The organism is Streptomyces afghaniensis, assembly GCF_044327915.1.
Taxonomy (GTDB): Bacteria; Actinomycetota; Actinomycetes; order Streptomycetales; family Streptomycetaceae; genus Streptomyces; species Streptomyces afghaniensis.
Genome location: NZ_JBIRGJ010000012.1, coordinates 80,008 through 106,032, shown reverse-complemented (window position 1 = coordinate 106,032; position 26,025 = coordinate 80,008). Strand labels below are relative to the sequence as shown.

General features: G+C 70.7%; 24 protein-coding genes. 14 read left to right on the top strand and 10 right to left on the bottom strand.

Translation table 11 applies throughout. The annotated features are described in order from the left end of the window. Positions 1-18: 18 nt before the first annotated feature. Genes ACH4G3_RS38790 through ACH4G3_RS38780 form a run of 3 tightly spaced genes read left to right on the top strand, consistent with a single transcriptional unit; the run spans position 19 to position 3,730 of the window. Complete coding sequence (locus tag ACH4G3_RS38790) at positions 19-1,056, top strand: thiamine ABC transporter substrate-binding protein (RefSeq protein WP_397629062.1); 1,038 nt, start codon at positions 19-21, stop codon at positions 1,054-1,056. Beyond that, entirely contained in the window at positions 1,032-2,711 is a 1,680-nt protein-coding gene (locus ACH4G3_RS38785) for an ABC transporter permease (protein WP_397628889.1), read from the top strand. The genes ACH4G3_RS38790 and ACH4G3_RS38785 overlap by 25 nt, the downstream gene beginning before the upstream one ends. Beyond that, a complete protein-coding gene (locus tag ACH4G3_RS38780; RefSeq protein WP_397628888.1) occupies positions 2,711-3,730 on the top strand; it encodes an ABC transporter ATP-binding protein in 1,020 nt (339 codons plus the stop codon). The genes ACH4G3_RS38785 and ACH4G3_RS38780 overlap by 1 nt, the downstream gene beginning before the upstream one ends. A gap of 98 nt (positions 3,731-3,828) precedes the next feature. On the opposite strand, the gene ACH4G3_RS38775 is transcribed toward ACH4G3_RS38780, so the two are convergent. The 7 genes from ACH4G3_RS38775 to ACH4G3_RS38745 all read right to left on the bottom strand — a co-directional run bounded on the left by ACH4G3_RS38775 (position 3,829) and on the right by ACH4G3_RS38745 (position 10,820). Further along, on the bottom strand, positions 3,829-4,488 hold the full coding sequence (locus tag ACH4G3_RS38775; protein WP_397628887.1) for an LAETG motif-containing sortase-dependent surface protein: 660 nt from the start codon (positions 4,486-4,488) through the stop codon (positions 3,829-3,831). Between the two features lie 204 nt (positions 4,489-4,692). Continuing rightward, positions 4,693-5,814, bottom strand: a complete 1,122-nt coding sequence (locus ACH4G3_RS38770) for an LOG family protein (RefSeq protein WP_397628886.1) — start codon at positions 5,812-5,814, stop codon at positions 4,693-4,695. 24 nt (positions 5,815-5,838) lie between these two features. After that, positions 5,839-6,246 carry a VOC family protein gene (locus tag ACH4G3_RS38765; protein WP_397628885.1) on the bottom strand — a complete coding sequence of 136 codons (408 nt, stop codon included), beginning with the start codon at positions 6,244-6,246 and terminating at the stop codon, positions 5,839-5,841. 98 nt (positions 6,247-6,344) lie between these two features. After that, a complete protein-coding gene (locus ACH4G3_RS38760; RefSeq protein WP_397628884.1) occupies positions 6,345-7,985 on the bottom strand; it encodes a hypothetical protein in 1,641 nt (546 codons plus the stop codon). Continuing rightward, positions 7,967-8,716 carry an ABC transporter ATP-binding protein gene (locus ACH4G3_RS38755; RefSeq protein ID WP_397628883.1) on the bottom strand — a complete coding sequence of 250 codons (750 nt, stop codon included), beginning with the start codon at positions 8,714-8,716 and terminating at the stop codon, positions 7,967-7,969. The genes ACH4G3_RS38760 and ACH4G3_RS38755 overlap by 19 nt, the downstream gene beginning before the upstream one ends. A gap of 207 nt (positions 8,717-8,923) precedes the next feature. Further along, the gene (locus ACH4G3_RS38750; protein ID WP_354745367.1) at positions 8,924-10,285 is read right to left on the bottom strand and encodes an aspartate aminotransferase family protein; all 1,362 of its coding nucleotides are present in this window, start codon (positions 10,283-10,285) and stop codon (positions 8,924-8,926) included. 19 nt (positions 10,286-10,304) lie between these two features. Continuing rightward, the gene (locus tag ACH4G3_RS38745; protein WP_010044422.1) at positions 10,305-10,820 is read right to left on the bottom strand and encodes an Lrp/AsnC family transcriptional regulator; all 516 of its coding nucleotides are present in this window, start codon (positions 10,818-10,820) and stop codon (positions 10,305-10,307) included. Positions 10,821-10,984: 164 nt separating this feature from the next. On the opposite strand from ACH4G3_RS38745, the gene ACH4G3_RS38740 reads away from it, so the two are divergent. The 3 genes from ACH4G3_RS38740 (at position 10,985) to ACH4G3_RS38730 (ending at position 14,832) form a co-directional block, all read left to right on the top strand. Next, complete coding sequence (locus tag ACH4G3_RS38740) at positions 10,985-12,424, top strand: gamma-aminobutyraldehyde dehydrogenase (protein ID WP_397628882.1); 1,440 nt, start codon at positions 10,985-10,987, stop codon at positions 12,422-12,424. A 108-nt stretch (positions 12,425-12,532) separates the two neighbouring features. Beyond that, a complete protein-coding gene (locus tag ACH4G3_RS38735; RefSeq protein ID WP_397628881.1) occupies positions 12,533-13,060 on the top strand; it encodes a hypothetical protein in 528 nt (175 codons plus the stop codon). A 128-nt stretch (positions 13,061-13,188) separates the two neighbouring features. Further along, positions 13,189-14,832: an RNA polymerase sigma factor gene (locus ACH4G3_RS38730; protein WP_397628880.1), complete on the top strand. Its 1,644-nt coding sequence runs from the start codon at positions 13,189-13,191 to the stop codon at positions 14,830-14,832. Here the strand turns inward: ACH4G3_RS38730 and ACH4G3_RS38725 are convergent. Together ACH4G3_RS38725 and ACH4G3_RS38720 are read right to left on the bottom strand one after the other, a co-directional pair. After that, complete coding sequence (locus ACH4G3_RS38725; protein ID WP_397629061.1) at positions 14,777-15,481, bottom strand: glycerophosphodiester phosphodiesterase; 705 nt, start codon at positions 15,479-15,481, stop codon at positions 14,777-14,779. The genes ACH4G3_RS38730 and ACH4G3_RS38725 overlap by 56 nt on opposite strands. A gap of 74 nt (positions 15,482-15,555) precedes the next feature. Then, on the bottom strand, positions 15,556-16,617 hold the full coding sequence (locus ACH4G3_RS38720; RefSeq protein ID WP_397628879.1) for an adenosine deaminase: 1,062 nt from the start codon (positions 16,615-16,617) through the stop codon (positions 15,556-15,558). Positions 16,618-16,856: 239 nt separating this feature from the next. Here ACH4G3_RS38720 and ACH4G3_RS38715 point away from each other — a divergent pair, with 239 nt between their 5' ends. Together ACH4G3_RS38715 and ACH4G3_RS38710 are read left to right on the top strand one after the other, a co-directional pair. Then, positions 16,857-17,471, top strand: coding sequence for a DUF4190 domain-containing protein (locus ACH4G3_RS38715; protein ID WP_397628878.1), 615 nt, complete (start codon positions 16,857-16,859; stop codon positions 17,469-17,471). Positions 17,472-17,540: 69 nt separating this feature from the next. Further along, complete coding sequence (locus ACH4G3_RS38710) at positions 17,541-18,005, top strand: DUF4190 domain-containing protein (RefSeq protein ID WP_397628877.1); 465 nt, start codon at positions 17,541-17,543, stop codon at positions 18,003-18,005. Positions 18,006-18,051: 46 nt separating this feature from the next. On the opposite strand, the gene ACH4G3_RS38705 is transcribed toward ACH4G3_RS38710, so the two are convergent. Continuing rightward, positions 18,052-18,621 carry an NADAR family protein gene (locus ACH4G3_RS38705; RefSeq protein WP_397628876.1) on the bottom strand — a complete coding sequence of 190 codons (570 nt, stop codon included), beginning with the start codon at positions 18,619-18,621 and terminating at the stop codon, positions 18,052-18,054. Between the two features lie 220 nt (positions 18,622-18,841). On the opposite strand from ACH4G3_RS38705, the gene ACH4G3_RS38700 reads away from it, so the two are divergent. Genes ACH4G3_RS38700 through ACH4G3_RS38675 form a run of 6 tightly spaced genes read left to right on the top strand, consistent with a single transcriptional unit; the run spans position 18,842 to position 26,008 of the window. Continuing rightward, on the top strand, positions 18,842-20,377 hold the full coding sequence (locus ACH4G3_RS38700; RefSeq protein ID WP_397628875.1) for a gamma-aminobutyraldehyde dehydrogenase: 1,536 nt from the start codon (positions 18,842-18,844) through the stop codon (positions 20,375-20,377). Positions 20,378-20,433: 56 nt separating this feature from the next. Next, a complete protein-coding gene (locus tag ACH4G3_RS38695) occupies positions 20,434-21,681 on the top strand; it encodes a polyamine ABC transporter substrate-binding protein (RefSeq protein ID WP_397628874.1) in 1,248 nt (415 codons plus the stop codon). A 5-nt stretch (positions 21,682-21,686) separates the two neighbouring features. Next, positions 21,687-22,832 carry an ABC transporter ATP-binding protein gene (locus ACH4G3_RS38690; protein WP_397628873.1) on the top strand — a complete coding sequence of 382 codons (1,146 nt, stop codon included), beginning with the start codon at positions 21,687-21,689 and terminating at the stop codon, positions 22,830-22,832. Continuing rightward, a complete protein-coding gene (locus ACH4G3_RS38685) occupies positions 22,832-23,761 on the top strand; it encodes an ABC transporter permease (protein WP_397628872.1) in 930 nt (309 codons plus the stop codon). Before ACH4G3_RS38690 ends, ACH4G3_RS38685 begins: the two co-directional genes overlap by 1 nt. Further along, a complete protein-coding gene (locus ACH4G3_RS38680) occupies positions 23,762-24,562 on the top strand; it encodes an ABC transporter permease (RefSeq protein WP_397628871.1) in 801 nt (266 codons plus the stop codon). It begins immediately after the preceding gene. A gap of 18 nt (positions 24,563-24,580) precedes the next feature. After that, positions 24,581-26,008, top strand: coding sequence for an NAD(P)/FAD-dependent oxidoreductase (locus ACH4G3_RS38675; protein WP_397628870.1), 1,428 nt, complete (start codon positions 24,581-24,583; stop codon positions 26,006-26,008). Positions 26,009-26,025 lie beyond the last annotated feature (17 nt).

The following is a 26,025-nucleotide window of genomic DNA, read 5'->3' as shown; positions in this document are numbered from 1 at the left end:
GTGGCCGTCGGGCTCGGCATGGCCGGCACGCTCGCCGCGTGCGGGTCGTCCGACGGCGGCCAGGGATCCGGTGACTCCAAGACCGTGACCCTCGTCAGCCACGACTCGTGGGCCGCCTCGAAGGACGTCATCGCGGCCTTCGAGAAGCAGTCCGGCTACAAGGTGAACGTCCTCAAGGACGGCGACGCCGGGCAGGCCGTGAACAAGGCCATCCTGACCAAGGACAACCCGCAGGGCGACGTCTTCTTCGGAGTCGACAACACGCTGCTGTCCCGCGCCCTCGACAACGGCCTGTTCCAGCCGTACGAGGCGAAGGGCTCGGACCGGATCGCGCCGGAGTACCGGGCCGACCAGGACAAGCACCGGGTCACGCCCATCGACACCGGCGACATCTGCGTCAACTACGACAAGAAGTACTTCGCCGACCACAAGCTCGACCCGCCGCGCAGCTTCGACGACCTGGTCAAGCCCGAGTACAAGAACCTCCTGGTCACCGAGAACGCCTCCACCTCCTCGCCCGGGCTCGGCTTCCTGCTCGGCACCGCCGCGAAGTACGGCGACGGGGGCTGGGAGGGGTACTGGAAGAAGCTCAAGGCCAACGGCGTGAAGGTCGTCGACGGCTGGGAGCAGGCCTACAACGAGGAGTTCTCCGGCTCGGCCGGTGGCAAGAAGGCCAAGGGGGACCGGCCGCTCGTGGTGTCGTACGCCTCCTCGCCGCCCGTCGAGGTCGTCTACGCCGACCCGAAGCCCGCCGCGGCACCGACCGGGGTCGCGCAGGGCACCTGCTTCCGGCAGGTCGAGTACGCCGGGCTGCTGAGCAACGCCAAGAACACCAAGGGCGGCAAGGCACTCCTCGACTTCCTGATCAGCGAGCGGTTCCAGGAGGACATGCCGCTCAACATGTACGTGTACCCGGTGCGCGAGGGCGCCCAGGTGCCCCCGGAGTTCGTGAAGTACGGGCCGCAGGCCAAGGACCCGGAGACCATGGACCCGGCGAAGATCGCCGACAACCGTGACCAGTGGGTCAAGTCGTGGACCTCGCTCGTACTGAAGTGACCGAAGCAGCCGTCCGCAAGGACCGGCGCGGGAGTGCGGCGCGGCTCGGGCTCATGGCCGTGCCCGTCGCGTTCTTCGCGGTCTTCTTCGCCTACCCCGTCGCCGCGATCGTCGCGCGCGGTCTGAAGGTCGACGGGGTCTGGCGGTTCGGGCGGATCGGGGAGGTGCTGGCCCAGTCGGACGTCCGGCACGTCCTGTGGTTCACCACCTGGCAGGCGGTCGTCTCGACGGTGCTCACGCTGCTGGTCGCACTGCCCGGCGCGTATGTCTTCGCACGCTTCGACTTCCGCGGCAAGCAGGTCCTGCGCGCGGTCGTGACCGTGCCGTTCGTGCTGCCGACGGTCGTCGTCGGCACGGCGTTCCTGGCGCTGGTCGGGCGCGGCGGGCTGCTCGACGAGCTGTGGGGCGTACGGCTGGACACCACCGTGTGGGCGATCCTGCTCGCGCACGTCTTCTTCAACTACGCGGTCGTCGTACGGACCGTCGGCGGGCTGTGGGCGCAGCTCGACCCGCGGCAGGAGGAAGCCGCGCGGATGCTCGGGGCGTCGCCGCTGAGGGCGTGGCGGCAGGTGACGCTGCCGGCGCTCGCGCCCGCCGTGGCCGCCGCCGCGCTCATGGTCTTCCTGTTCACCTTCACCTCATTCGGTGTCGTCCAGATCCTCGGCGGACCCACCTTCTCGACCCTGGAGGTGGAGATCTACCGGCAGACGTCGGAGATCTTCGACCTGTCCACGGCCGCCGTGCTGACGCTGATCCAGTTCTTCGCGGTGGGCGCGGTCCTCGCCCTGCATGCCTGGACCGTACGGCGGGGGGAGAGCGCGCTGCGGCTGGTGGACCCGTCCGCGACCGCGCGCCGGCCGCGCGGCACGGGGCAGTGGGCGCTGCTGGGCGGGGTGCTCGTCACCGTCGTCGTGCTGCTCCTGCTGCCGCTCGCCGTGCTGGTGCAGCGGTCCCTCGACGCGCCCGGCTTCGGCTACTACCGGGCCCTGACCAGGGACGACGGCGGCGTGTTCCTGGTGGCGCCGATCGAGGCGATCGGCAACTCACTGGAGTACGCCGTCGCCGCCACCGCCATCGCCGTGGTGATCGGTGGTCTCGCCTCCGTCGCGCTCACCCGCCGGGACGCCGGGCGGTTCGTGCGCGGCTTCGACGCGCTGCTGATGCTGCCGCTCGGGGTGTCCGCGGTGACCGTGGGCTTCGGGTTCCTGATCGCCCTGGACGAGCCGCCGCTGGATCTGAGGTCCTCGTGGATCCTGGTGCCGCTCGCGCAGGCGCTGGTCGGTGTGCCGTTCGTCGTGCGGACGATGCTGCCCGTGCTGCGGGCGGTGGACGTGCGGCTGCGGGAGGCGGCCTCGGTGCTGGGGGCCTCGCCCTGGCGGGTGTGGCGTGAGGTGGATCTGCCGATGGTGCGGCGGGCGCTGCTGATCGCGGCCGGGTTCGCCTTCGCGGTGTCGCTCGGGGAGTTCGGGGCGACGGTGTTCATCGCGCGGCCGGACAACCCGACGCTGCCGGTCGCGGTGGCGCGGCTGCTGGGGCGGCCCGGAGAGCTGAACTACGGCCAGGCGATGGCCCTTTCGACGATTCTGATGGTGGTGTGCGCGGTGGCCCTGCTGGTGCTGGAGAGGCTTCGCACGGACCGGAGCGGGGAGTTCTGATGCTGCTGGCCCTGGAGGGTGCGACGGTCCGGTTCGGCGGGCGTGCCGTGCTGGACGCCGTCGATCTGGAGGTCGCCGAGCACGAGATCGTGTGTGTGCTCGGGCCCAGCGGCAGCGGCAAGTCGACGCTGCTGCGGGCGGTGGCGGGGCTTCAGCCGCTCGACTCCGGGCGGGTGGCGCTCGACGGGCGCGACCAGGCGGGCGTGCCCGCGCACCGGCGCGGGGTCGGGCTGATGTTCCAGGACCACCAGTTGTTCCCGCAGCGGGACGTGGGCGGCAACGTCGCCTTCGGACTGCGTATGCGCGGGATGTCGAAGCGGCAACAGGCCGACCGCGTACAGGAGTTGCTGGACCTGGTCGGTCTGCCGGGCGCGTCCCGCCGGGCCGTCGCGGCACTGTCCGGTGGGGAGCAGCAGCGGGTGGCGCTGGCCCGGGCCCTCGCGCCGAGCCCCCGGCTGCTGATGCTGGACGAGCCGCTGGGGCAGCTCGACCGGTCGCTCAGGGAGCGGCTGGTCGTCGAACTGAAGGAACTGTTCGGCCGGTTGGGCACCACCGTGCTCGCCGTGACGCACGACCAGGGGGAGGCCTTCGCGCTGGCCGACCGGGTCGTGGTGATGCGGGACGGGCGGATCGCCCAGTCCGGTACGCCTCTTGAGGTGTGGCAGCGGCCGGCCGACGCGTTCGTGGCCCGCTTCCTCGGCTTCGAGAACGTCGTCGAGGCGACGGTCGGGGCGGAGGCAGCGGACACGCCGTGGGGCAAGGTGCCGGTGCCGGAGGGCGCCCCGCAGGGCACGCGGACCCTGCTCGTGCGGCCCGCGGGCGTGCGCCTGGCGCCGGCCGGCACGGGTCTGCGCTGCACGGTGACCGCCCGCACCTTCAAGGGCACCCATGTCGCCGTCCACCTCCAGCCGCAGGACGCCCCGCGCCTGGAGGCGGCGTGCGCGCTGCGGGCGGCGCCGGAGCCCGGGGACGAGGTCGGGGTGGAGTTCGACGCGGCCGAAATCGCCGTGCTCGACTGATCGGGCCGGGCCTGGGGCGCTACCCCTGGGCCTGAAAAGAGGCGATGGCCCGCCCCCACGAGAGGGACGGGCCACCACCGGGCGCTGCAGGGCGGGCGTCAGCTGTCGCTGCTGTTCGCCCCACGACGGCGCATGCCGAAGAACACCGCTCCGCCACCGACGACGACCAGGGCCGCCGCGATACCGGCGATGATGCCGGTGTTGGAGTCGGCGCCGGTCTCGGCGAGGTTGGAGTCACCGGCCGCGGGCGCGGGCGCGTTGCCCGCCGGCGTGGTGCTCTCGCTCTCCGACGGCGAAGGAGCCGGGGTGTCGGTCTCCTCGGCCGGCTTCGAGGGGGAGGCCGACGGGGTCGGCGTGGCCGGGGGAGTCGCCGGCGGCTTCTCCTCCTCCTTCTTGCAGGCCGTGGCCGGGGTGACGAGGTTGGGCTTGATGTCCTCGTCGACGTACGGAGCGGCCTTGACGTGGATGCGGTACTCCGCGTTCGGCTTCCAGTTCTCGGCGAAGGTGATGGTGGTGCCCTCGCGCGAGCCCTTGACCTCCTGCTCGCCGACCTTCTTCACGTCGGCGCCGTTGTTCTCCAGGTACACGGTGACGGTCGCCGGGACCCCGGCGGGGTCCACGTCGGTGACGGTGATGACGCCCTTGTCGCCATCGCACTTCGCCTCGGCCGAGAACTCGTTGATGTTGCAGGCGAGCGCGTTGCCGGCGGCACCGAGCGCGAGCGCGGCCGAGGCGGAGACGACACCGAGGATCCGCACGGAACGTGCGACGGTACGGCGCGAAGCCGTACGGCGTGATACGGACAGAACTGCCACGTTTGTCCTTTACAGGATGCGCAAATGCGGGGGGTGGAGGCAGTGTTGACTGAACATCAGCACTACCGGGAGGCTCTCAGGTCTATAAGCGCCGCATAAGTAGTGTCAACGCATATGCAGGTTGCAAGCACTTGCTTTGCCAGCTTATTAACCGCCGAGACGTTTCAACGCCTCCGGCGCCTCCTCGATCCGCTCCACGAGCGCGATCCGCGCCTCCATCGAACGGCCCCTGGCCAGCGACTGGAGCAGCGGCCACGTCGGCAGCTTCTGCGTCCAGTGCGCGCGGTTCACGAGCACCATCGGCGTCGGCTCGCCGCGCGACTCGTAGTAGTTGGGCGTCGCGTTGTCGAAGATCTCCTGTACGGTGCCGGCGGCGCCCGGCAGGAACACCACGCCCGCGTTGGACCGGGCCAGCAGGCCGTCCTCGCGTGTGGCGTTGGCGAAGTACTTGGCGATGTGCGACGCGAAGGCGTTCGGCGGCTCGTGGCCGTAGAACCAGGTCGGGATGCCCACCGAACGACCGCCCTGCGGCCAGCGCGTGCGTATCTCGAAGGCGGCCGTCGCCCACTGCGTGATCGACGGCGTGAAGTGCGGTGCCTTGGCGAGCAGTTCGAGCGACTCGGTGAGCATCTCGTCGCCGAACGGGGCGGCGTAGGCGCCCAGGTTCGCGGCCTCCATCGCGCCAGGGCCGCCGCCCGTGGCCACCGTGAGACCGGCACGGGCCAGTTCCCTGCCGAGCCGTGCCGCCCCCGCGTACTCCTGCGTGCCACGGGCCATCGCGTGGCCGCCCATCACGCCCACGACCCGGGCGCCGGACAGCAGTTCGTCGAGCGCGTCCGAGACCGAGTCGTCGTGGACCGCGCGCAGCATGGAGGCGTAGATGTCCCGGTCCGCCTTCGTGCGCTGGAACCAGGCGTAGGCCCGGGCGTCGGGCGTGGCCTCGTAGCCGTCCGCCAGCGACTCGAAGAGCTCGTCCGGCGCGTAGACATGGCCGCGGTACGGGTCGAAGGGCAGGTCCGGGACCGGCGGGAAGACCAGGGCGCCGTCCGTGCGGATCTTCGCGGCGGCCTCCTCGCGCATCGCGCAGCCGAGGAAGACGGCGCCCGCCGTGTCCGTGCCGAGCAGTTCGCGCGTACGGTCCGTCAGGTCGACGGCCTGGACGCGGTGACCGGCGAGCGTGCCGCGCGCCGAGACGGTCGCGTCGAACTCCTCCAGCGTCTCGATCTCACGGTCGTCATGGTGGGCCGCATGGGCGGGCATCGTCTGCACTCGCCCATGCTGGCACAGCCGCCGTCAGCCCTGGACGGCCGCCGGGTCCATCCACACGACCTCGAAGGTGTGGCCGTCCGGGTCGTCGAAGGCGCGTCCGTACATGAACCCGTGGTCCTGGGTCTCGCCGGAGACCGAACCACCCGCCGCGACCGCCTTCTCGACCAGCTCGTCGACCTTCTCGCGGCTTTCGGAGCTCAGCGCGATGAGCACCTCGCTGGTCTTCTTCGCGTCCGCGATCTCCTTCTTGGTGAACTGGGCGTACTTCTCCTTGGTGTGCACCATCACCACGATGGTCTCGCTGATCACGACCGAGGCTGTGCTGTCGTCGCTGAACTGCTCGTTGATCGAGTAGCCGAGCTCCGTGAAGAACTTCTTCGAGGCGTCGAGGTCGTTGACGCACAGGTTCACGAAGATCATCTGCTGGTACATGCGAGGTCTCTCCCATCGGGTGTGTGTCGTTACGCGGGGATAGACCGGGGGCCTGAGCGGAACTCATCGCCGTACGGAGATTTTTTTCGTACGAGTTTTCAGCGGGCCAGCGGCAGCGCCGCCAGTTCGGCGACGGTCAGGGTGAGCGGGCCGAACAGGGCGAGCAGCGCACCCGCGCGCAGGGCCGCGGCGCCGCGCAGCATCGTCGCGGGGGCGCCGAGGCGCAGCAGCGCGGCGGTGGTGTCGGCGCGGGCCTGCCGGGCCTCGACGGCGGCCATGAGGGCCGTGGCCACGGTACAGCCGGTCACGAGCAGCACGCCCAGCGTGGTGAGCGGACCGAGCGACAGTCCGTCCGGGGCGTGCAGCAGCGCCATGGCGTACGCCGCCGCGAGCACCGCGCAGACCACGCCCAGGGGGCGGCCGATCCTGGTGGCCTCCGCCATGAGGATCCGGCCGGCCAGGAGCCGGAGGGCCCCGGGGCGGGCCGACTGGAGCAGTCGCCCGCACAGATGGGTCAGGCCCGGACCGGCCAGGGCCATGCCGACGGCGGCCAGCGCCCAGCCCGCCAGGACACCGGGGGAGGCGCCGGAGAAGGTGAGGTCGGGGGGCGTGGGGGCGGTACGGCTCGTGTACGTCTCCACGGCGAGACCCGCGGCCAGGACGGTGATGCCCCAGGGGAGACCGGAGGGGGCGGAGGTGAGGGCGTTGCCGGGCAGGGCGGTGTCCGGCAGGGCGGTGTCCGGCAGGGCGGCGGCGGAAGCGGCGGGATCGTCGGCGCCGTCCGGCGCCGCGGCGTGCCGGGCCGCATGCGCGGCGGCGTTCCCGGCCACGTGTACGGCGTTGCCGTCGGCCTCGTGCCCGGCGTTGCCCTCAGCCGCGTGTGCGGCGCTGCCGGCCGGGATCACCGTGCTCACGGAGCCAGGTGCCGCCGTCTGGGACCCGGACGGCTCGGGCGGGTCCTCGACCGCGCTCACCGTGCTCCCGGCGCCCCGGGTGGTCGAGCCCGCGGCCGCCGCCGGGACGGCCGCGCCCGTCCGCGCCGCAGGCGGCCCGCCGTGCCGCGCGTTCTGCCCGGCCGACGTGGCGGGTTCGGTGGCAGGACCGTCCGTGGGCCGGATGATCTGCCGGCCGAAACGGCCGTACGCCCCGAAGGTCTCGCGTGTGCTCGTGCGCCGGTACGCGCCGAAACGGCCGTACGTCCCGGCCGGCCGGGACGGTGCGGGGCTCGCCTCCCTCGGCCGCAGCGCCAGCGCCACCGCCACCGTCGCGGCTGCGGGCACGATCGCGAGCAGCGTCAGGGCTCCCGGCAGTGGCAGCGGCTGGTCCGCCGCGAGGGACTCGGCGGCCGCGCCGTCGAACGGCATGCCCGTCAGATCACCGCGCAGGTGCAGGAAGAACAGCAGGGCCAGCATCGAGCCCAGCGTGCAGGACAGGGCTGTCGTCGTCACCGAGACGGCCATCAGGCGCAGCGGGCCGAGGCCGATCGCGGAGAGGCCGGGGCGGGGCTTCGTGCCGGGGTCGGTGCGGGCCACCGCGATCGCGAAGTACACCGTGGCGGCCAGGGGCGCCATGCACCAGGCGAGCCGCAGCAGGGCGGCGCCGGTGGAGCCGGGGTGGCCCAGCGCGTAGCCCAGGGCGCACAGCAACAGGAAACCCGTCCCCGCCGAGGCCGCCGTGACCAGGAGGCGGCGCAGCTGGACGGCGGGGTGGGCGGCGCGGGTCAGACGGAGAGCGAGCACGCGGCCCGGCCTTCCGTCTCGGTGGGTCCGGTGACCGGCGGCAGGTGCACCGTCTGCACGCACCGCCCGTCGAGCAGGGACACCGTGCGGTCGGCGAGCGCGGCGGTCTCCGCGTCGTGTGTGGCCAGGACGACCGTGATGCCGTGGGAGCGGGCCGCCGTGGTGAGGGTGCGCAGCACATGGGCGCGGTCGGCGCGGTGCAGGGGCGCCGTGGGCTCGTCGGCGAACAGGACCGACGGCGCGGGGGCGAGGGCGCGGGCGATGCACACCCGCTGCCGCTCGGCCTGCACCAGCTGGTGCGGGCGTTTGCGGGCGCTCTCGCCGATGTCCAGGCGCTCCAGCCACTCCAGGGCCGCCTTCTTGGCGCGGCGCCTGCTGGTGCCGCGCAGCATCAGGGGCAGGGCGGTGTTCTCCCAGGCGTTGAGCTCCGGGACCAGCGAGGGCGCCGGGTCGATCCAGCCGAAGCGGTCGCGGCGCAGCCGCTCGCGGGTGAGGGGGCCCATGGTGTGCACGGGCACGCTGTTGAACCAGACCTCGCCGCGCCGGACGGGCACCAGGCCGGACAGGCACCGCAGCAGGGTGGTCTTGCCGCTGCCGCGCGGGCCGCCGACGGCGAGGATCTCGCCCTCCCGGACGCCGAGCGAGACACCGCTGAGCGCGGGGGAGCCGTCGTCGTGCTGGAAGTGCAGGGCGCGTGCCCAGAGCACGTCGTTGTCAGGCGGGGCCTCCATGGGCGTACACCTCGGTTCAGATCCGTAGTTCCCTTGCCAATCCCCCGTGCGGGGGAACGAAGGCAGGGCCGATCGGTCACTGGCACGCTAGGCAGTAGGCGGCGGGACGCCGGACAGCACGCGGCCCCGGACCGCCGTTTCTCACTCGAACGGGCGGCACCGGGGCCGGTGTTGATCATCCATGCAGACGATCGGAGCGACGCGGGGTCACAGCTTCGTCCACGCCTCCGACAGCGTGGCGCGCAGGATCTGCTCGATCTCGTCGAACGTCGACTGGTCGGAGATCAGCGGCGGGGCGAGCTGGACGACCGGGTCGCCGCGGTCGTCGGCACGGCAGTACAGGCCGTTCTCGTACAGCTTCTTGGAGAGGAAGCCGTACAGGACACGCTCGGTCTCGTCCGCGTCGAAGGACTCCCTGGTGTCCTTGTCCTTGACCAGCTCGATGCCGTAGAAGAAGCCGTTGCCGCGGACGTCGCCGACGATCGGCAGGTCGTGGAGCTTCTCCAGGGTGGAGCGGAACGCGCCCTCGTTGTCGAGGACGTGCTGGTTGAGGTTCTCGCGCTCGAACAGGTCGAGGTTGGCCAGGCCCACGGCCGCGGAGACCGGGTGGCCGCCGAAGGTGTAGCCGTGCAGGAAGGTGTTGTCGCCCTTGTAGAACGGCTCGGCCAAGCGGTCGGAGATGATGCACGCGCCTATGGGGGAGTAGCCGGAGGTCATGCCCTTGGCGCAGGTGATCATGTCCGGGACGTAGTCGAACTTGTCGCAGGCGAACATCGTGCCCAGGCGGCCGAAGGCGCAGATGACCTCGTCGGAGACGAGCAGCACGTCGTACTGGTCGCAGATCTCGCGCACCCGCTGGAAGTAGCCGGGCGGGGGCGGGAAACAGCCGCCCGCGTTCTGCACCGGCTCCAGGAAGACCGCGGCGACCGTGTCCGGGCCCTCGAAGAGGATCTGCTGCTCGATCTGGTCGGCGGCCCACCGGCCGAAGGCCTCGGGGTCGTCGCCGTGGATCGGCGCCCGGTAGATGTTCGTGTTCGGGACCTTGTGGGCGCCCGGCACGAGGGGCTCGAAGGGCGCCTTCAGGGCGGGCAGTCCGGTGATGGACAGGGCGCCCTGCGGGGTGCCGTGGTAGGCGACCGCGCGGGAGATGACCTTGTGCTTGGTGGGCTTGCCGACCAGCTTGAAGTACTGCTTGGCCAGCTTCCAGGCGGTCTCGACCGCCTCACCGCCGCCGGTGGTGAAGAAGACCTTGTTCAGGTCGCCCGGCGCGTGGTGCGCGAGGCGCTCGGCCAGCTCGACGGCCTTGGGGTGGGCGTAGGACCACACCGGGAAGAACGCCAGCTCCTGCGCCTGCTTGAAGGCGGTCTCGGCGAGCTCGACCCGGCCGTGCCCGGCCTGCACCACGAACAGGCCGGCGAGACCGTCGAGGTAGCGCTTGCCCTGGTCGTCGTAGATGTACGTGCCCTCGCCCCGGACGATGGTGGGGACGGGGGCCTTCTCGTACGACGACATGCGCGTGAAGTGCATCCACAGGTGGTCGTACGCGGTCTGGGAGAGGTCCTTGCTCACGGCTATCGGGTCCTCACGGTTATCGGGTTCCCCACATGTAGGTCTGCTTCTTGAGCTTGAGGTAGACGAAGCTCTCGGTGGAGCGCACTCCGGGGACGGCCCGGATGCGTTTGTTGATGACGTCCAGGAGGTGGTCGTCGTCCTCGCAGACGATCTCCACCATCAGGTCGAAGGAGCCTGCGGTCATCACCACGTACTCGCATTCGGACATGGCCGTCAGCGCGTCCGCCACCGACTCCACGTCGCCCTCGACGTTGACGCCGACCATCGCCTGTCTGCGGAAGCCCACGGTGAGCGGGTCCGTGACGGCGACGATCTGCATCACGCCCTGGTCGAGCAGCTTCTGCACGCGCTGGCGCACGGCAGCCTCGGAGAGGCCCACGGCCTTGCCGATGGCGGCGTAGGGCCGGCGGCCGTCCTCCTGGAGCTGCTCGATGATGGCGAGGGAGACGGCGTCCAGCTGGGGACCGCCGTTCCTGGACTCGCGGGAGTCCCTCTGGTCTGCGCTTCGACTGGCCACGGGCTCACTGTGCACGAGGTCTCGACACTTCCGCAAGGTCTGATCGATGAAATCCGTTGTTTGCATAGCTCGCATCTACGGATTCCGCACGATCCAAGGGAGCGGGGGTGTTGAAAACGTGGACCGGCCGACTAGGGTGGGTGTCTCAAGTACTGGACATCCGAACTGGAGGGTCGGCAGTGAGCACCGAGCTGCGTCGTCTGCGCAACTACATCGGCGGTGAGTTCCGGGACGCCGCCGACGGACGGACCACCGAGGTGGTCAATCCCGCGACGGGCGAGGCGTACGCGACCGCTCCGCTGTCCGGGCAGGCGGACGTGGACGCCGCGATGGCGGCGGCCGCCGAGGCCTTCCCCGGCTGGCGCGACACCACGCCCGCCGAGCGCCAGAAGGCCCTGCTGAAGATCGCGGACGCCTTCGAGGAGCGCGCCGAGGAGCTGATCGCGGCCGAGGTGGAGAACACGGGCAAGCCGGTCGGGCTGACCCGCTCCGAGGAGATCCCGCCGATGGTCGACCAGATCCGCTTCTTCGCGGGTGCCGCGCGGATGCTGGAGGGCCGCTCGGCCGGCGAGTACATGGAGGGTCTGACCTCCATCGTCCGCCGCGAGCCGGTCGGCGTCTGCGCGCAGGTCGCGCCGTGGAACTACCCGATGATGATGGCCGTGTGGAAGTTCGCCCCGGCGATCGCGGCGGGCAACACGGTCGTCCTGAAGCCGTCCGACACCACCCCGGCGTCCACGGTCCTGATCGCGGAGATCCTCGGCGGGATCCTGCCGAAGGGCGTCTTCAACGTCATCTGCGGCGACCGCGAGACCGGCCGCATGATGGTCGAGCACGAGATCCCGGCGATGGCCTCCATCACCGGCTCGGTGCGCGCCGGCATCCAGGTCGCCGAGTCCGCCTCCAAGGACGTCAAGCGTGTCCACCTGGAGCTGGGCGGCAAGGCGCCGGTCGTGGTCTTCGAGGACACCGACATCGCCAAGGCCGTCGAGGACATCTCGGTCGCGGGCTACTTCAACGCCGGCCAGGACTGTACGGCTGCCACGCGCGTGCTCGTGCACGAGTCCATCCACGACGAGTTCGTCTCCGCGCTGTCGAAGGCCGCGTCCGAGACGAAGACCGGGCAGCCGGACGACGAGGACGTGCTGTTCGGCCCGCTCAACAACCCCAACCAGCTCAAGCAGGTGGAGGGCTTCATCGAGCGACTGCCCGCGCACGCGCGCGTGGAGGCCGGCGGCAAGCGCGTCGGCGACAAGGGCTACTTCTACGCGCCGACCGTCGTCTCGGGCCTGAAGCAGGACGACGAGATCATCCAGAAGGAGGTCTTCGGTCCGGTCATCACCGTGCAGTCCTTCCGCGACGAGGACCAGGCGGTGCAGTGGGCCAACGGCGTCGAGTACGCGCTCGCCTCCTCCGTGTGGACCAAGGACCACGGCCGCGCCATGCGGATGTCGAAGAAGCTCGACTTCGGCTGCGTCTGGATCAACACGCACATCCCGCTGGTCGCCGAGATGCCGCACGGCGGCTTCAAGAAGTCCGGCTACGGCAAGGACCTGTCGGCGTACGGCTTCGACGACTACACGCGGATCAAGCACGTGATGACGTCGCTGGACGCGTAGTCGCTCCGTTCGGTTTGTGACGGCCCCGGGCGCTGATGCCGCCCGGGGCCGTTCGTCTGCCCCCGAAACAGTTTTTGAACATGTTCAACATGGGCGTAGAGTGCCGCCATGAGCGACAGAGCCGCCCTGGTCAAGGGCATCCGTGCGTGGCTGGTCTTCTTCGTCGTGTGCCTGGTGCTCAGCGGCGCCACGGCCTTCCCCCTGGTCCACGAGCTGCGTTGGACCGAGGACCTGCTGCGCGCGCTGTCCGTGGGCGAGTACCTGCCCGGTCTGACGGACTGGATCGAACGGGTCCGGGCCGGCCTCGACGAGGCCGACGCCGAATACCCCTTCCTGCTCTACGGCACGGACTGGCTGGCCTTCGCGCACCTGGTGATCGCGGTCGCCTTCTACGGGCCCTACCGAGACCCGGTCCGCAACATCTGGGTCGTCGAGTTCGCGATGATCGCCTGCGCGGGCATCATCCCGCTCGCACTGATCTGCGGGCCGCTGCGCGGGATCCCGTTCTGGTGGTCGGTGATCGACATGGCTTTCGGGGTGTTCGGGATGATCCCGCTGTACGTCGTACGACAGCGGATCAAGCGGCTGGAGGCGCTGACCGCGCCGGCGGCCGCGGCCCCGGTACCGGGCGGCTGAGAAAAACTGTTATCCCGAGAACCTTCACGCCGTCTCCCCGCATGTGATCCCCCACATAGCCAAGACCCCCGTCCTGCCTGAGAGGGTGCGTGCGGAAAAGTACTGATCTCAGCCGGCGAGAGGCCACCGTGGACAGTCAGCACTGGCGCGCCGTCATCACGGCGGCGCAGTCCGGCGACCGGCGGGCGCTGGACGAGCTGGTCGCGGGCTGGCTGCCGCTGGTCTACAACATCGTGGGCCGGGCCCTGAACGGCCACGCCGACGTCGACGACGTCGTCCAGGAGACCATGCTGCGCGCGGTCGACAACCTCGGTTCGCTGCGCGACCCGGACAGCTTCCGGTCCTGGCTGGTGGCGATCGCCATGCGCCAGATACGCGACCGCGCCCGGCGCCGCACCCCGGAGCGGCTGGAGGAGGCGGCGGCCTCCGACTTCGCCGAACTGACCGTGCTGCGCCTGCAGCTGGAGGGGCAGCGGCGCGAGGTCGCCGAGGCCGTGCGCTGGCTCGACGACGAGGACCGGCAACTGCTGTCGCTGTGGTGGCTGGAGGTCGCGGGCGAACTGACCCGGCGTGAACTGGCCGCCGCCGTGGGCATCACCCGGCAGCACGCCGCCGTGCGCGTGCAGCGGATGAAGGAGCGCCTGGAGACCTCGCGCGGCATCGTCCGCGCCCTGGACGGCGCCTGCCCCGGCCTGCGCGAGCTGACCGGCCGCTGGGACGGCCGGCCCGACTCGGTGTGGCGCAAGCGGCTGGCCCGGCACATCCGCGGCTGCGGCTACTGCGGCGACCCGCGCGAGACGGTCGTACCCGCCGAACGCCTCCTGGTCGGCATCGCGCTCGTCCCGGTGCCCGTCGGGTTCACACTGTCGCTCGCCTTCGGCGGCAAGACGGCCGTGGCCGCCGGCTCCGCCGGGTGGTCCGCCAAGCTGCTGGGCGCGCTCACCAAGCCGGCCGTCGCGATGACCGCCGGCGCGACGATCGTGGCGGGCGGCGCCTACGTCGTCACCCAGCCGCCTCACGCCCCGCCTCCCCGGGCCGCGGTCACCCCCACGGCGACGGCCACCTCCGAACCACCGCCCTCCGCCTCGCCGACGCCCACGCCCACCCCCACGCCCTCCCCGACGGCGACGAAGAAGGCCGACCTGTACGGCACGGTCGTCGACGCCGTCGACCGCGCCCCCGACCCGGACGCCCGGCCCGCCGCCCTGCCGCGCCGCCCCGAGTCAGGCGTCACCAGCACCGGCGGCCCGAAGGCCGTCATGCAACACCGCGGTGACAGCGTGACGCTGAGCGGCCGGGGCTATGTCCTGGTCCGCTGGCAGATCTCGCCGCACACCCGGCCCGGCGGGGTGGTCATGCCGGCCTGGACCGGTCTGAAGGGCAAGCTGTTCCACGTGGCCTCCGGCGGCTCGCGCCGCATGGACGACCCGCTGCCCGGCGCCCCGAACGGCTACGTCACCGGTATGGGCGGCCCGGACATCGGATACGCCGTGCTGCCGCCCGGCACCCAGCAGATGTGGCAGAACGAGTACTTCTATCTCGACGGCACCGTCACCCTCACCCAGAACGAACGCGGCTGCGACTACGGCATCACCGTCTTCCCCTCCGACTGGGCGGCCGTCGACAAGGATGTCAACGAGGGCCCCGCGCAGGGCGCCATCCGCTACGGCCTCGTCCGCGACACCGGCACGGACAGCGCGCCGGTGCCGCAGTACGTCACGCGGGCGACCCCGGCCGATCCGGCGACGGTCCCGCAGCGCTCGCGCGTGTAGCGCACAGCACGTCGATGCGGTTGGTCGTGATCGAGTCCACCCCCGCGTGCAGCAGCCGTCGCATGGAGCGGCGCGTGTCGGGGGTCCAGACGGACAGCAGGAAGCCGTCCCGGTGGACCCGCTCGGCGAGGGGCCGGTCCACCAGGCCGAAACGGTAGTTGAGCCAGCGCGGGCGGATCGCCTCCAGCAGGACGGGCCGGGGCGGGGCCAGCGTCGTCCAGGTGAGGGCGATCTCCGCGGCGGGGTCCGCCGCGCGCACGGCGAGCATGGCGTCGGCGCCCGCGCAGTAGTAGACGCGGTCCGCCGCCCCGGCTTCCCGCACGGCGTCCGTCACCCGCCGCACCGCCCGCACATCGGGCGAACCGGGCAGGTCGATCATCACCCGGTGCCCGTCGGTCGCGGCCAGCGCCTCGGTCAGGGCCGGGACCCCGCCGCCGGTCAGCCCGCGCACCTCCGCCCAGGACAGCGCGAGCACCGGCCGCTCGAGCTCCCAGAGCCGCTTCAGCGTGTCGTCGTGCAGCAGCACCGGCACGCCGTCCCGGGTGAGCCGTACGTCGATCTCCACCGCGTCCGCGCCCCGGTCGAGCGCGGAACGCAGCGAGGCGACGGTGTTCTCGCGGTGGCGGTAAGGGTCGCCCCGGTGGGCCACGGCGGTCACGCGGCGCCCGGCGTGCCCGGCGTGTCCCGGGTGCTCGGGGTGCTCGGGGTGCTTGGAGGAGGACGTCACCGGTCGAGCCATCCCGCGGTGTACGTGTCGATCTCCTCCTTGATCCTGGCCTTGCCCGCCGCGTCCAGGAAGGACGCCTCCACGGCGTTCTTCGCCAGGTCGGCCAGGCCCCGCTCGTCGAGGTCGAGCAGCCGGGCGGCGACCGCGTACTCGTTGTCGAGGTCGGTGCCGAACATCGGCGGGTCGTCGGAGTTGATCGTGACGACGACCCCGGCCGCGGCGAACTCCTTGATCGGGTGCTCGTCGAGGGTGCGGACCGCGCGCGTGGCGATGTTGGAGGTCGGGCACACCTCCAGCGGGATCCGGTGCTCGGCGAGGTGCGCGAGGAGCTTCGGGTCCTGCGCGGAGCTGGTGCCGTGCCCGATGCGCTCGGCCCGCAGATGCGTCAGGGCGTCCCACACCGTCTCGGGGCCGGTGGTCTCACCGGCGTGCGGTACGGAGTGCAGCCCGGCGGCGATCGCCCGGTCGAAGTAGGGCTTGAACTGCGGACGCGGCACGCCGACCTCGGGCCCGCCCAGACCGAAGGAGACCAGGCCCTCCGGGCGCAGCCGGTCGTCGGTGGCGAGCCGGGTCGTCTCCTCGGCGGCTTCGAGCCCCGCCTCGCCGGGGATGTCGAAGCACCAGCGCAGCACGGTCCCGAAATCGGCCTCGGCGGCCTTGCGTGCGTCCTCGATCGCGTCCATGAAGGCGCGCTCGTCGATGCCGCGGCGGGTGGAGGAGAACGGGGTGATGGTCAGCTCGGCGTACCGCACCTGCTGCCGGGCCAGGTCACGCGCCACCTCGAACGTCAGCAGCCGGACGTCCTCCGGCGTGCGGATCAGGTCGACGACCGACAGATACACCTCGATGAAGTGGGCGAAGTCGGTGAAGGAGAAGTAGTCGACCAGGGCGGCGGGATCGGTCGGGACCTTCGAGTCGGGGTGGCGGGCGGCCAGCTCGGACACGATCCGGGGGGAGGCGGAGCCCACGTGGTGCACATGCAGTTCGGCCTTGGGCAGTCCGGCGACGAAGGCCGTGAGGTCGCGTGGGGCACGAGGGTCGACGAGATGCTCGGTCAAGGGTTCCTCCCCGGAACGGCGCCCCTGCCAGGCGCGTGGCGGGCGGGGCGCGGGTGATCGGCTGATCGATGACGCGGATTCATCGTATGCCGTGGCGCAGCGCCCTTTTCGGGGGGCGCGGGGCTGGACCGATGTGCGGCTCCGCTCCACGGGCGCGGGCAACCCTCACGCACCCGCACTGTGGACGCGGTGAACGGCCCCGTAGCATGGCGGCACGATCGACCCAGGGGGGATGCACCATGACGGACGCGACGCAACCAGACGGAGGCGGCGGCCACGACCCGTGGGCGCCCCCGGAGAACAAGACCTCGCTCGACAAGAACCAGACGCCGCAGTCGCCGTCCGTGCACGACCAGGCCACGGTCACCTCCATGCCCAGCGCGGGCTTCACCCCGCCCGCCGGCACGCCCCAGTACGACACGTCCAACTCCGGCGCTGTCCCGCCCCCGCCCGTCGCCCCCGGCGGGTACGGCTACCCCGGCTATCCGCAGGCCGGTTACGGCTGGCCGGGCATGCCCATGGCCCCCCAGAACGGCATGGGTGTCGCCGCGATGGTGCTGGGCATCATCTCCTGCACGCTCTTCTGCCTGTACGGCGTGGTCTCCCTGGTCACCGGCATCCTCGCCGTCGTCTTCGGCATCAAGGGCCGCAAGCGCGCCGAGGCCGGCGTGGCCACCAACCACGGTCAGGCCCAGGCGGGACTGATCATGGGAATCATCGGGATCATCCTCGGCATCACCGTGATCGTCCTGATAGCCGTCGGCATCACGGCCGCGATCAACAGCGACGACCACGACGACGATCCGTACTACGGCGCCCAGGGGCCCGTGGCCACCGCCGCGTCCCACCGCTGAAACAGCCGTACTGCGCGGCCGACTTGGCCACTACGATTCCCTGGTCTGACAACGGAGGGGAGATCGTCCATGTCCAACACCAACCCCACGCCCGGTGGGTTCGGTCCGCCGTCCCAGCCCCCGCAGCAGCCGGCCCCCGGCTACGGCTACCCGCAGCAGGGCGGCCCCGGCTACGGCTACCCCCAGGGCAGCCCCGGTTACCCGGCCGCGCCGCCCGCGGGCTACCCCCAGGCGCCCGGGTACGCGATGCCCGCGCAGCCGAGCAACGGCCTGGGAACCACGGGTCTGGTGCTGGGCATCATCGGCGTGGTGTGCAGCCTGACCTTCCTGCTGTGGTTCTTCGGCGTGATCCTGGGCATCCTGGCGATCATCTTCGGCGCCATCGGCCGGGGCAAGGCCACCCGAGGTGAGGCCACCAACAAGGGTGCGGCGACCGCCGGTCTGGTCTGCGGCATCATCGCCACCGTGATCCTTCCGCTGCTGGGCTTCCTGCTCTTCGCCAGCATCATGGGCGGGCTCGGCGCGGCTGCCTGAAGCCGCTGTCCCACCGGGGGGCCGGTCCTGTGGGCCGGCCCCCGACTCATGCCCCGCGCAGCTGATTCCGCGCCTTCATCAGCGCAAAGCCCAGCAGGTTCGGCCCACGCCACCGCTCCGGATCCGCGGCGGCCTCGTCGTCCGCTGCCAGCCCGATGCCCCACACCCGGTCCACGGGACTCGCCTCGACCAGCACGCGATCACCCGTGCCCAGCAGAAACTCCCGCAGCTCGGGATGCGCGCCGAACTTGTGGACACTGCCCTCCACGACGATCCGGAACCGCTCCCGCTCCCATATCGCCTCGTCGAACCCGCGCACGAGCCGCCCGGCCTTCTTCGCCTCGGCGGGATGCGCGGCGGACAGGACGGCCCGCTCCGCCGCCGCGTCCTCGAAGAGCCGGGCTTTGCCCGCCATCATCCAGTGCTCGGCCGTCGCGTACTCCACGCCGTCCACCGTGAACGGCGCCCGCCACCACTGGCTCAGACAGCTCGCCCCGATCCGGCCGTCCGGCCGCGGCCGGTGCCCCCAGAAATGCAGATACTTGACCCTGGCCCCCGCGCGGACCGCCCCGAGCAGGGCGTCCCGGGAATGGACCGCCCCCGTGATCTTCTCCATGCACCCGAGTCTGGCACGCACCACTGACACACCGTCCTGTCCAATGACACACCGTCCTGTCCATGCACGGCGGACTCGACACTTGGTCGACAGATTCCGTCGCGTAACCAAAAATCAACAACGGAATCCCTTGTTGGCATGCCATCCCTCTGTCAGGATCGGCACTCAAATCGAGCCTGAGCCACGCCGGCCCCCTCACGGGGACACGGAGGAGAGCGACATGCACAACCCGGGCAACGCCACCCCGGACCGATTCCCGGCCGAGGAGCGCTACGCGGAGGGCGCGCAGTACATCGCCGGGCGCCTGAGCAGGGGCACCTCCGGCCGGACGCACGCGGTCGTCGACCCGGCGTCGGGCGAGGAGGTGCTCCGGTACGAACTGGCGGGCACGGCCGACGTCGACCGGGCCGTCGCCGCCGCCCGCGCGGCCTTCCCGGCCTGGGCGGCGGCCACACCAGGCGAGCGTTCCGACGCCCTGCACCGTTTCGCCGCGGTTCTGGCCGACCGTGCCGAGGACCTCGCCCGTGCCGAGTCGCTCCAGTGCGGCAAGCCGCTGAAGCTGAGCCGGGAGTTCGACGTCCCGGGAACGATCGACAACACCGCCTTCTTCGCCGGTGCCGCACGGCTGCTCCAGGGCCAGTCCGCCGGTGAGTACTCCGGGGACCACACCTCGTACATCCGGCGCGAGCCCATCGGCGTCGTCGGCTCCGTCGCGCCCTGGAACTACCCCCTCCAGATGGCCGCCTGGAAGGTCCTGCCGGCGATCGCGGCGGGCAACACCATCGTCCTCAAGCCCGCCGAGCTCACCCCGCTGACCTCGCTGCTCTTCGCCCAGGCGGCCACGGACGCCGGGATCCCGGACGGCGTGATCAACATCGTCACCGGCACCGGCAGGGAGGCCGGTGAGCACCTCGTCGGCCACCCCGACGTGGCCATGACCTCCTTCACCGGCTCCACCGCCGTCGGCAAGCGTGTCGCCGAGATCGCCACCGCCACCGTCAAGCGCCTCCACCTGGAGCTCGGCGGCAAGGCGCCCTTCGTGGTCTTCGACGACGCCGACCTGGAGGCCGCCGCCCACGGCGCGGTCGCCGGCGCGCTCATCAACACCGGGCAGGACTGCACGGCCGCCACGCGCGCGTACGTGCAGCGACCGCTCTACGACGCCTTCGTGGAGCGGACGGCGGCGCTCATGGAGACCGTCCGGCTCGGCGACCCGTTCGCCGCCGGCACCGACCTCGGACCGCTGATCTCGCACGTCCAGCGCGACCGGGTCGCCGGTTTCGTCGACCGGGCGCGTGCCTACGCGCGCGTGGTGACCGGCGGAGAAGCGCCGGAGGGCGAGCTGGCCAAGGGCGCCTACTACCGGCCCACCCTCATCGCCGGCGCCGCCCAGGACAGCGAGATCGTCCAGTCGGAGATCTTCGGACCCGTGCTGGTCGTGCTGCCGTTCGACACGGACGACGAGGGCATCGCGCTCGCCAACGACACCCCGTACGGGCTCGCCGCCTCCGCGTGGAGCCGGGACGTGTACCGGGCGAACCGGGCCACGCGCGAGATCAAGGCGGGCTGTGTGTGGGTCAACGACCACATCCCGATCATCAGCGAGATGCCGCACGGCGGCTACAAGTCCTCCGGCTACGGCAAGGACATGTCCGCGTACTCGTTCGAGGAGTACACCCAGATCAAGCACGTCATGTTCGACAACACCGCGGTGGCCGCCAAGGACTGGCACCGCACCGTCTTCGGGGACCGATAGTCGTATGCAGGCCGCCTGACCAACGGCCGTCCACCCTCCGAAAGGGCACCACGCGCATGGAGCAGTACGAGCCCGACCGCCTGTCCCCGGCCCAAGTGGCCGCCATGCGGCGCAGTTTCAGGAACGGCAGGGCCGCCCTCACCCGGCGGTCGCTGCTGCGCGCCTCCGCCGGCGGGGCGCTGGCGGCCGGCGGAATCGGGACGCTGAGCGCCTGCGGCATCCCGGCGGCGGGCAAGTCGCAGGGCGGTGTCCCGGCAGAGGACCACTCGGCCAAGGAGAAGACGGTGAACTTCTCCAACTGGACCGAGTACATGGACGTCGACGACAGCGGCAAGCACCATCCGACGCTGGAGCAGTTCACGAAACGCACCGGCGTCAAGGTCAAGTACACCGAGGACATCAACGACAACAACGAGTTCTTCGGCAAGATCAAGCCGCAGCTCGCCGCGGGCCAGGACACCGGCCGCGACCTGATCGTCCTCACCGACTGGCTGGCCGGCCGCCTCATCCGCCTCGGCTGGGTGCAGAAGCTCGACCCGGCCAACCTGCCGCACGCCTACGCCAACCTGTCGGCCCAGTTCCGCAGCCCCGACTGGGACCCGGGCCGTGCCTACTCGTACGTCTGGCAGGGCATCTCGACCGTCATCGCGTACAACAAGAAGGCCCTCGACGGCGTCGAGGTGAAGTCGCTGTCCGACCTGCTGGACAACCCCAAGCTCAAGGGACGGGTCGGTTTCCTGTCGGAGATGCGCGACAGCGTCGGGATGACGCTGCTCGACATGGGCAAGGACCCGGCGGACTTCACCGCCGACGACTACGACGCGGCCATCGCCCGGCTGCAAAGGGCCGTCGACAAGGGCCAGATCCGCCGCTTCACCGGCAACGACTACACCTCGGACCTGACCAGCGGCGACTTCGCGGCCTGCGTCGCCTGGGCCGGTGACGTCGTCCAGCTCAAGGCGGACAGCCCCGACATCGACTTCCTCATCCCGGACAGCGGCTACATGACGTCGACCGACAACCTGCTGATCCCCAACAAGGCCCGTCACAAGACGAACGCCGAGCGGCTCATCGACTTCTACTACGAGCCGAAACCGGCCGCCGAACTCGCCGCGTACATCAACTACGTCTGCCCCGTCGACGGCGTGAAGGCCGAACTGGCGAAGATCGACGAGGACGCGGCGAACAACCCGCTGATCATCCCCGACAAGGCCATGGCCGCCAAGTCGCACGCCTTCCGCTCGCTGAGCTCGAAGGAAGAGACCGAGTTCGAAGAGAAGTTCGCGAAGCTGACGGGGGCGTGACCACCATGACGAACCAGACAGACCCCACCGGCGACGTCCGCCTCACGGGCATATCCAAGACCTACGGCGCCTTCACCGCCGTCCACCCGCTCGACCTGACCGTGCCGCAGGGCTCCTTCTTCGCCCTGCTCGGCGCCTCGGGCTGCGGCAAGACCACCACCCTGCGCATGATCGCCGGCCTGGAGGAACCTTCCGCCGGGACCGTGGCGCTGGGCGGCCAGGACGTGACCGCGCTCCCGCCGTACAAGCGGCCCGTGAACACGGTCTTCCAGTCGTACGCCCTCTTCCCGCACCTCGACATCTTCGAGAACGTCGCCTTCGGCCTGCGCCGACGCGGCCTCAAGTCGGTGAAGAAGCAGGTCGGGGAGATGCTCGACCTCGTCCAGCTCGGCGAGCAGGCCCGCAAGAAGCCTCACCAGCTCTCCGGCGGCCAGCAGCAGCGCGTCGCCGTGGCCCGCGCGCTGATCAACCACCCCAAGGTGCTCCTCCTCGACGAGCCGCTCGGCGCCCTCGACCTCAAGCTGCGCCGCCAGATGCAGCTGGAGCTCAAGCGCATCCAGACCGAGGTCGGCATCACCTTCATCCACGTCACGCACGACCAGGAGGAGGCCATGACCATGGCCGACACGGTCGCCGTGATGAACGCGGGCCGCGTCGAGCAGCTCGGCTCGCCGGCCGACCTCTACGAGAACCCGCGCACCACCTTCGTGGCCAACTTCCTCGGCACCTCCAACTTCATCGAGGCCGAGGTCGACTCGAAGAGCGGCGGCGAGATCGTGCTGAAGGCGGGCGGCGGCAAGCTCGTGCTGCCCGAGGCGCGGTGTTCCGCCCCCGCGGCCACCGGCGGCAAGGTGCTGGCCGGCGTCCGCCCCGAGAAGATCTCCCTCACCCACGCGGACGACGCCGGCGAGATACCCGCGGGCCGCAACCGCATCACCGGCCGGATCGCCGACTCCAGCTTCATCGGCGTCTCGACGCAGTACGTCGTCGACAGCCCGGTCTGCCCGGACTTCGAGGTCTACGCCCAGAACATCGACCGCGACCCGCGGCTCGTGCCCGGCGCCGAGGTCGTCCTGCACTGGAACCCGGCGCACACCTTCGGTCTGGACGCGGCCCAGGACGCCGACGCCGGAGTGGAAGAGGCGGCCTGATGTCGACACTCACCGAGGCGCCACCGCCGCTCGCGCCGGAAGCGCCCGAGCCGCAGCCCCCGAAGCGCAGGGGCCGTTGGACGCCGTACTGGCTGCTGCTCCCCGGCATCCTCTGGCTGCTGGTCTTCTTCGCGCTGCCGATGGTCTACCAGGCCTCCACGTCCGTGCAGACGGGCTCACTGGAGGAGGGCTACAAGGTCACCTGGCACTTCGCCACGTACTGGGACGCGCTGTCCGCGTACTGGCCGCAGTTCGTCCGGTCGGTGCTCTACGCGGGCACCGCGACGATCCTGTGCCTGCTGCTCGGCTATCCGCTCGCGTATCTGATCGCCTTCCGCGCGGGCCGCTGGCGGAACCTGATCATGATCCTGGTGATCGCGCCGTTCTTCACCAGCTTCCTGATCCGCACCCTGGCCTGGAAGACGATCCTCGCGGACGGCGGCCCGCTCGTCGGCGCGCTCGACACGCTGCACGTCCTGGACGTCACCAACTGGCTCGGCTGGACCGCCGGCGACCGGGTTCTCGCCACACCGCTCGCGGTGGTGTGCGGACTGACGTACAACTTCCTGCCGTTCATGATCCTGCCGCTCTACACCTCGCTGGAGCGCATCGACGGCCGGCTCCACGAGGCCGCCGGTGATCTGTACGCCCGCCCCTGGACGACCTTCCGCAAGGTCACCTTCCCGCTGTCGATGCCGGGCGTCGTCTCCGGCACGCTGCTGACTTTCATCCCGGCCGCCGGCGACTACGTCAACGCCGACCTGCTCGGCTCCACGGACACCCGCATGGTCGGAAACGTCATCCAGACGCAGTTCCTGAGAGTGCTCGACTATCCGACGGCCGCGGCACTCTCCTTCATCCTCATGGCGGCCATTCTCCTCATGGTCACTCTCTACATCCGCAGGTCCGGGACGGAGGATCTGGTCTAAATGCCCTTCGTCAACTGGCTGAAAAGAAATCTCGTCGTCATCGCGGGACTGCTGACGCTCGGCTATCTGCTCCTGCCGAACGTCGTCGTCACGGTGTTCTCCTTCAACAAACCGAAGGGGCGCTTCAACTACGAATGGCAGCAGTTCTCCCTGGACGCCTGGAAGGACCCGTGCGGCGTCTCCGATCTGTGCGGCTCCCTGTCGGTCAGCCTCCAGATCGCGTTCTGGGCGACCCTCGGCGCCACCCTCCTCGGCACGCTGATCGCCTTCGCCCTGGTCCGTTACCGGTTCCGCGCCCGCGGCGCCGTGAACTCGCTGATCTTCCTGCCGATGGCGATGCCCGAGGTCGTCATGGCCGCCTCGCTGCTCACCCTGTTCCTCAACATGGGCGCTCAGCTGGGCTTCTGGACGATCCTCATCGCGCACATCATGTTCTGCCTGAGTTTCGTCGTCACGGCGGTCAAGGCACGCGTGATGTCGATGGATCCCAAGCTGGAGGAGGCCGCGCGGGACCTGTACGCGGGCCCGTTCCAGACCTTCGTCCGGGTCACCCTGCCCATCGCGGCACCGGGAATCGCGGCGGGCGCCCTGCTCGCCTTCGCCCTCTCCTTCGACGACTTCATCATCACCAATTTCAACGCCGGCTCGACCGTCACCTTCCCCATGTTCGTCTGGGGTTCGGCGCAGCGCGGAACGCCCGTTCAGATCAATGTCATCGGCACGACCATGTTCGTCGTCGCCGTGCTGCTCGTCCTGGCTTCCATGGTCGTCGGTAATCGGCGCAACAGACAAAAGGCCTGACCGTAGGGAGTTGACATCATGGCCCCGAGCGCCATGAACCAGCGGAACACATGGATTCGTTCGCTTTCCGACGCCCAGCCGGTCCCGTACTGGCTGGACGACCCCGGCCGGCCCCGCCCGGAACCCGCCCTCACCACCTCCGAGACCTGCGATCTGCTGGTCGTCGGCGGCGGCTACAGCGGACTGTGGACGGCGCTGATCGCCAAGGAACGCGACCCGCAGCGGGACGTGGTGCTGGTGGAGGGCCGCGAGGTGGGCTGGGCCGCCTCGGGCCGCAACGGCGGATTCTGTGCCGCCTCCCTCACCCACGGTCTGCCCAACGGCCTCGCCCGCTGGCCCGGCGAGATCCACAAGCTGCAGGAGCTGGGCGCCCGCAACCTCGACTCGATCGAGGCGGCGGTCGCCCGGTACTCCCTCGACTGCGACTTCGAACGCACCGGCGAGATCGACGTCGCCACCGAGCCCTACCAGGCGGCGGAACTGCGCGACTGGCACGAGGAGACGGCCCGCCGGGGCCTCGCCGGGGACGTCGAGTTCCTGGATGCCGAGGCGGTCCGGGAACAGGTGAACTCACCGACCTTCCAGGCGGGCCTGTGGGACCGCAGGGGCGTGGCCATGCTGCATCCCGCGAAGCTCGCCTGGGGCCTGAAGCGGGCCTGCATGGAGCTGGGCGTCCGCGTCCACGAGCACACCCCCGCCCTCACCCTGAAGCCGTACGGCGCCGGCATGGCCGTACGCACCCCGTACGGCCGGGTCCGCGCCCGCCAGGTCGCCCTCGGCACGAACATCTTCCCGAACCTGGTCCGACGGGTCCGCTCGTACACCGTCCCGGTCTACGACTACGCCCTGATGACCGAGCCGCTCAGCGCCGAGCGGCTGGCCTCGATCGGCTGGAAGAACCGCCAGGGCCTCGGGGACAGCGCCAACCAGTTCCACTACTTCCGCCTGTCCGCCGACAACCGGATCCTCTGGGGCGGCTATGACGCGATCTACCCCTACGGGGGCCGGGTCCGCGCCGAGTACGACGATCGCCCGGAGACCTACGCCAAGCTCGCCGGGCACTTCTTCGCCTGCTTCCCGCAACTGGAGGGCGTGCGCTTCACCCACGCCTGGGGCGGCGCGATCGACACCTGCTCCCGCTTCTCGGCGTTCTTCGGCACCGCGCACCGGCGGAAGGTCGCGTACGCGGCGGGCTACACGGGTCTGGGCGTCGGTGCGACGCGCTTCGGCGCCGAGGTGATGCTGGACCTGCTGTCGGGCGAGCGCACGGAACGCACGGAACTGGAGATGGTCCGCAAGAAGCCCCTGCCCTTCCCGCCGGAGCCCTTCGCCTGGACGGGCATCGCCCTCACCAAGTGGTCCCTGGCCCGCGCGGACGCCCAGGGCGGCCGCCGCAACCTGTGGCTGCGCACGATGGACCGGCTCGGGCTGGGCTTCGACAGCTGAACCGGCGGGGTGTGAGA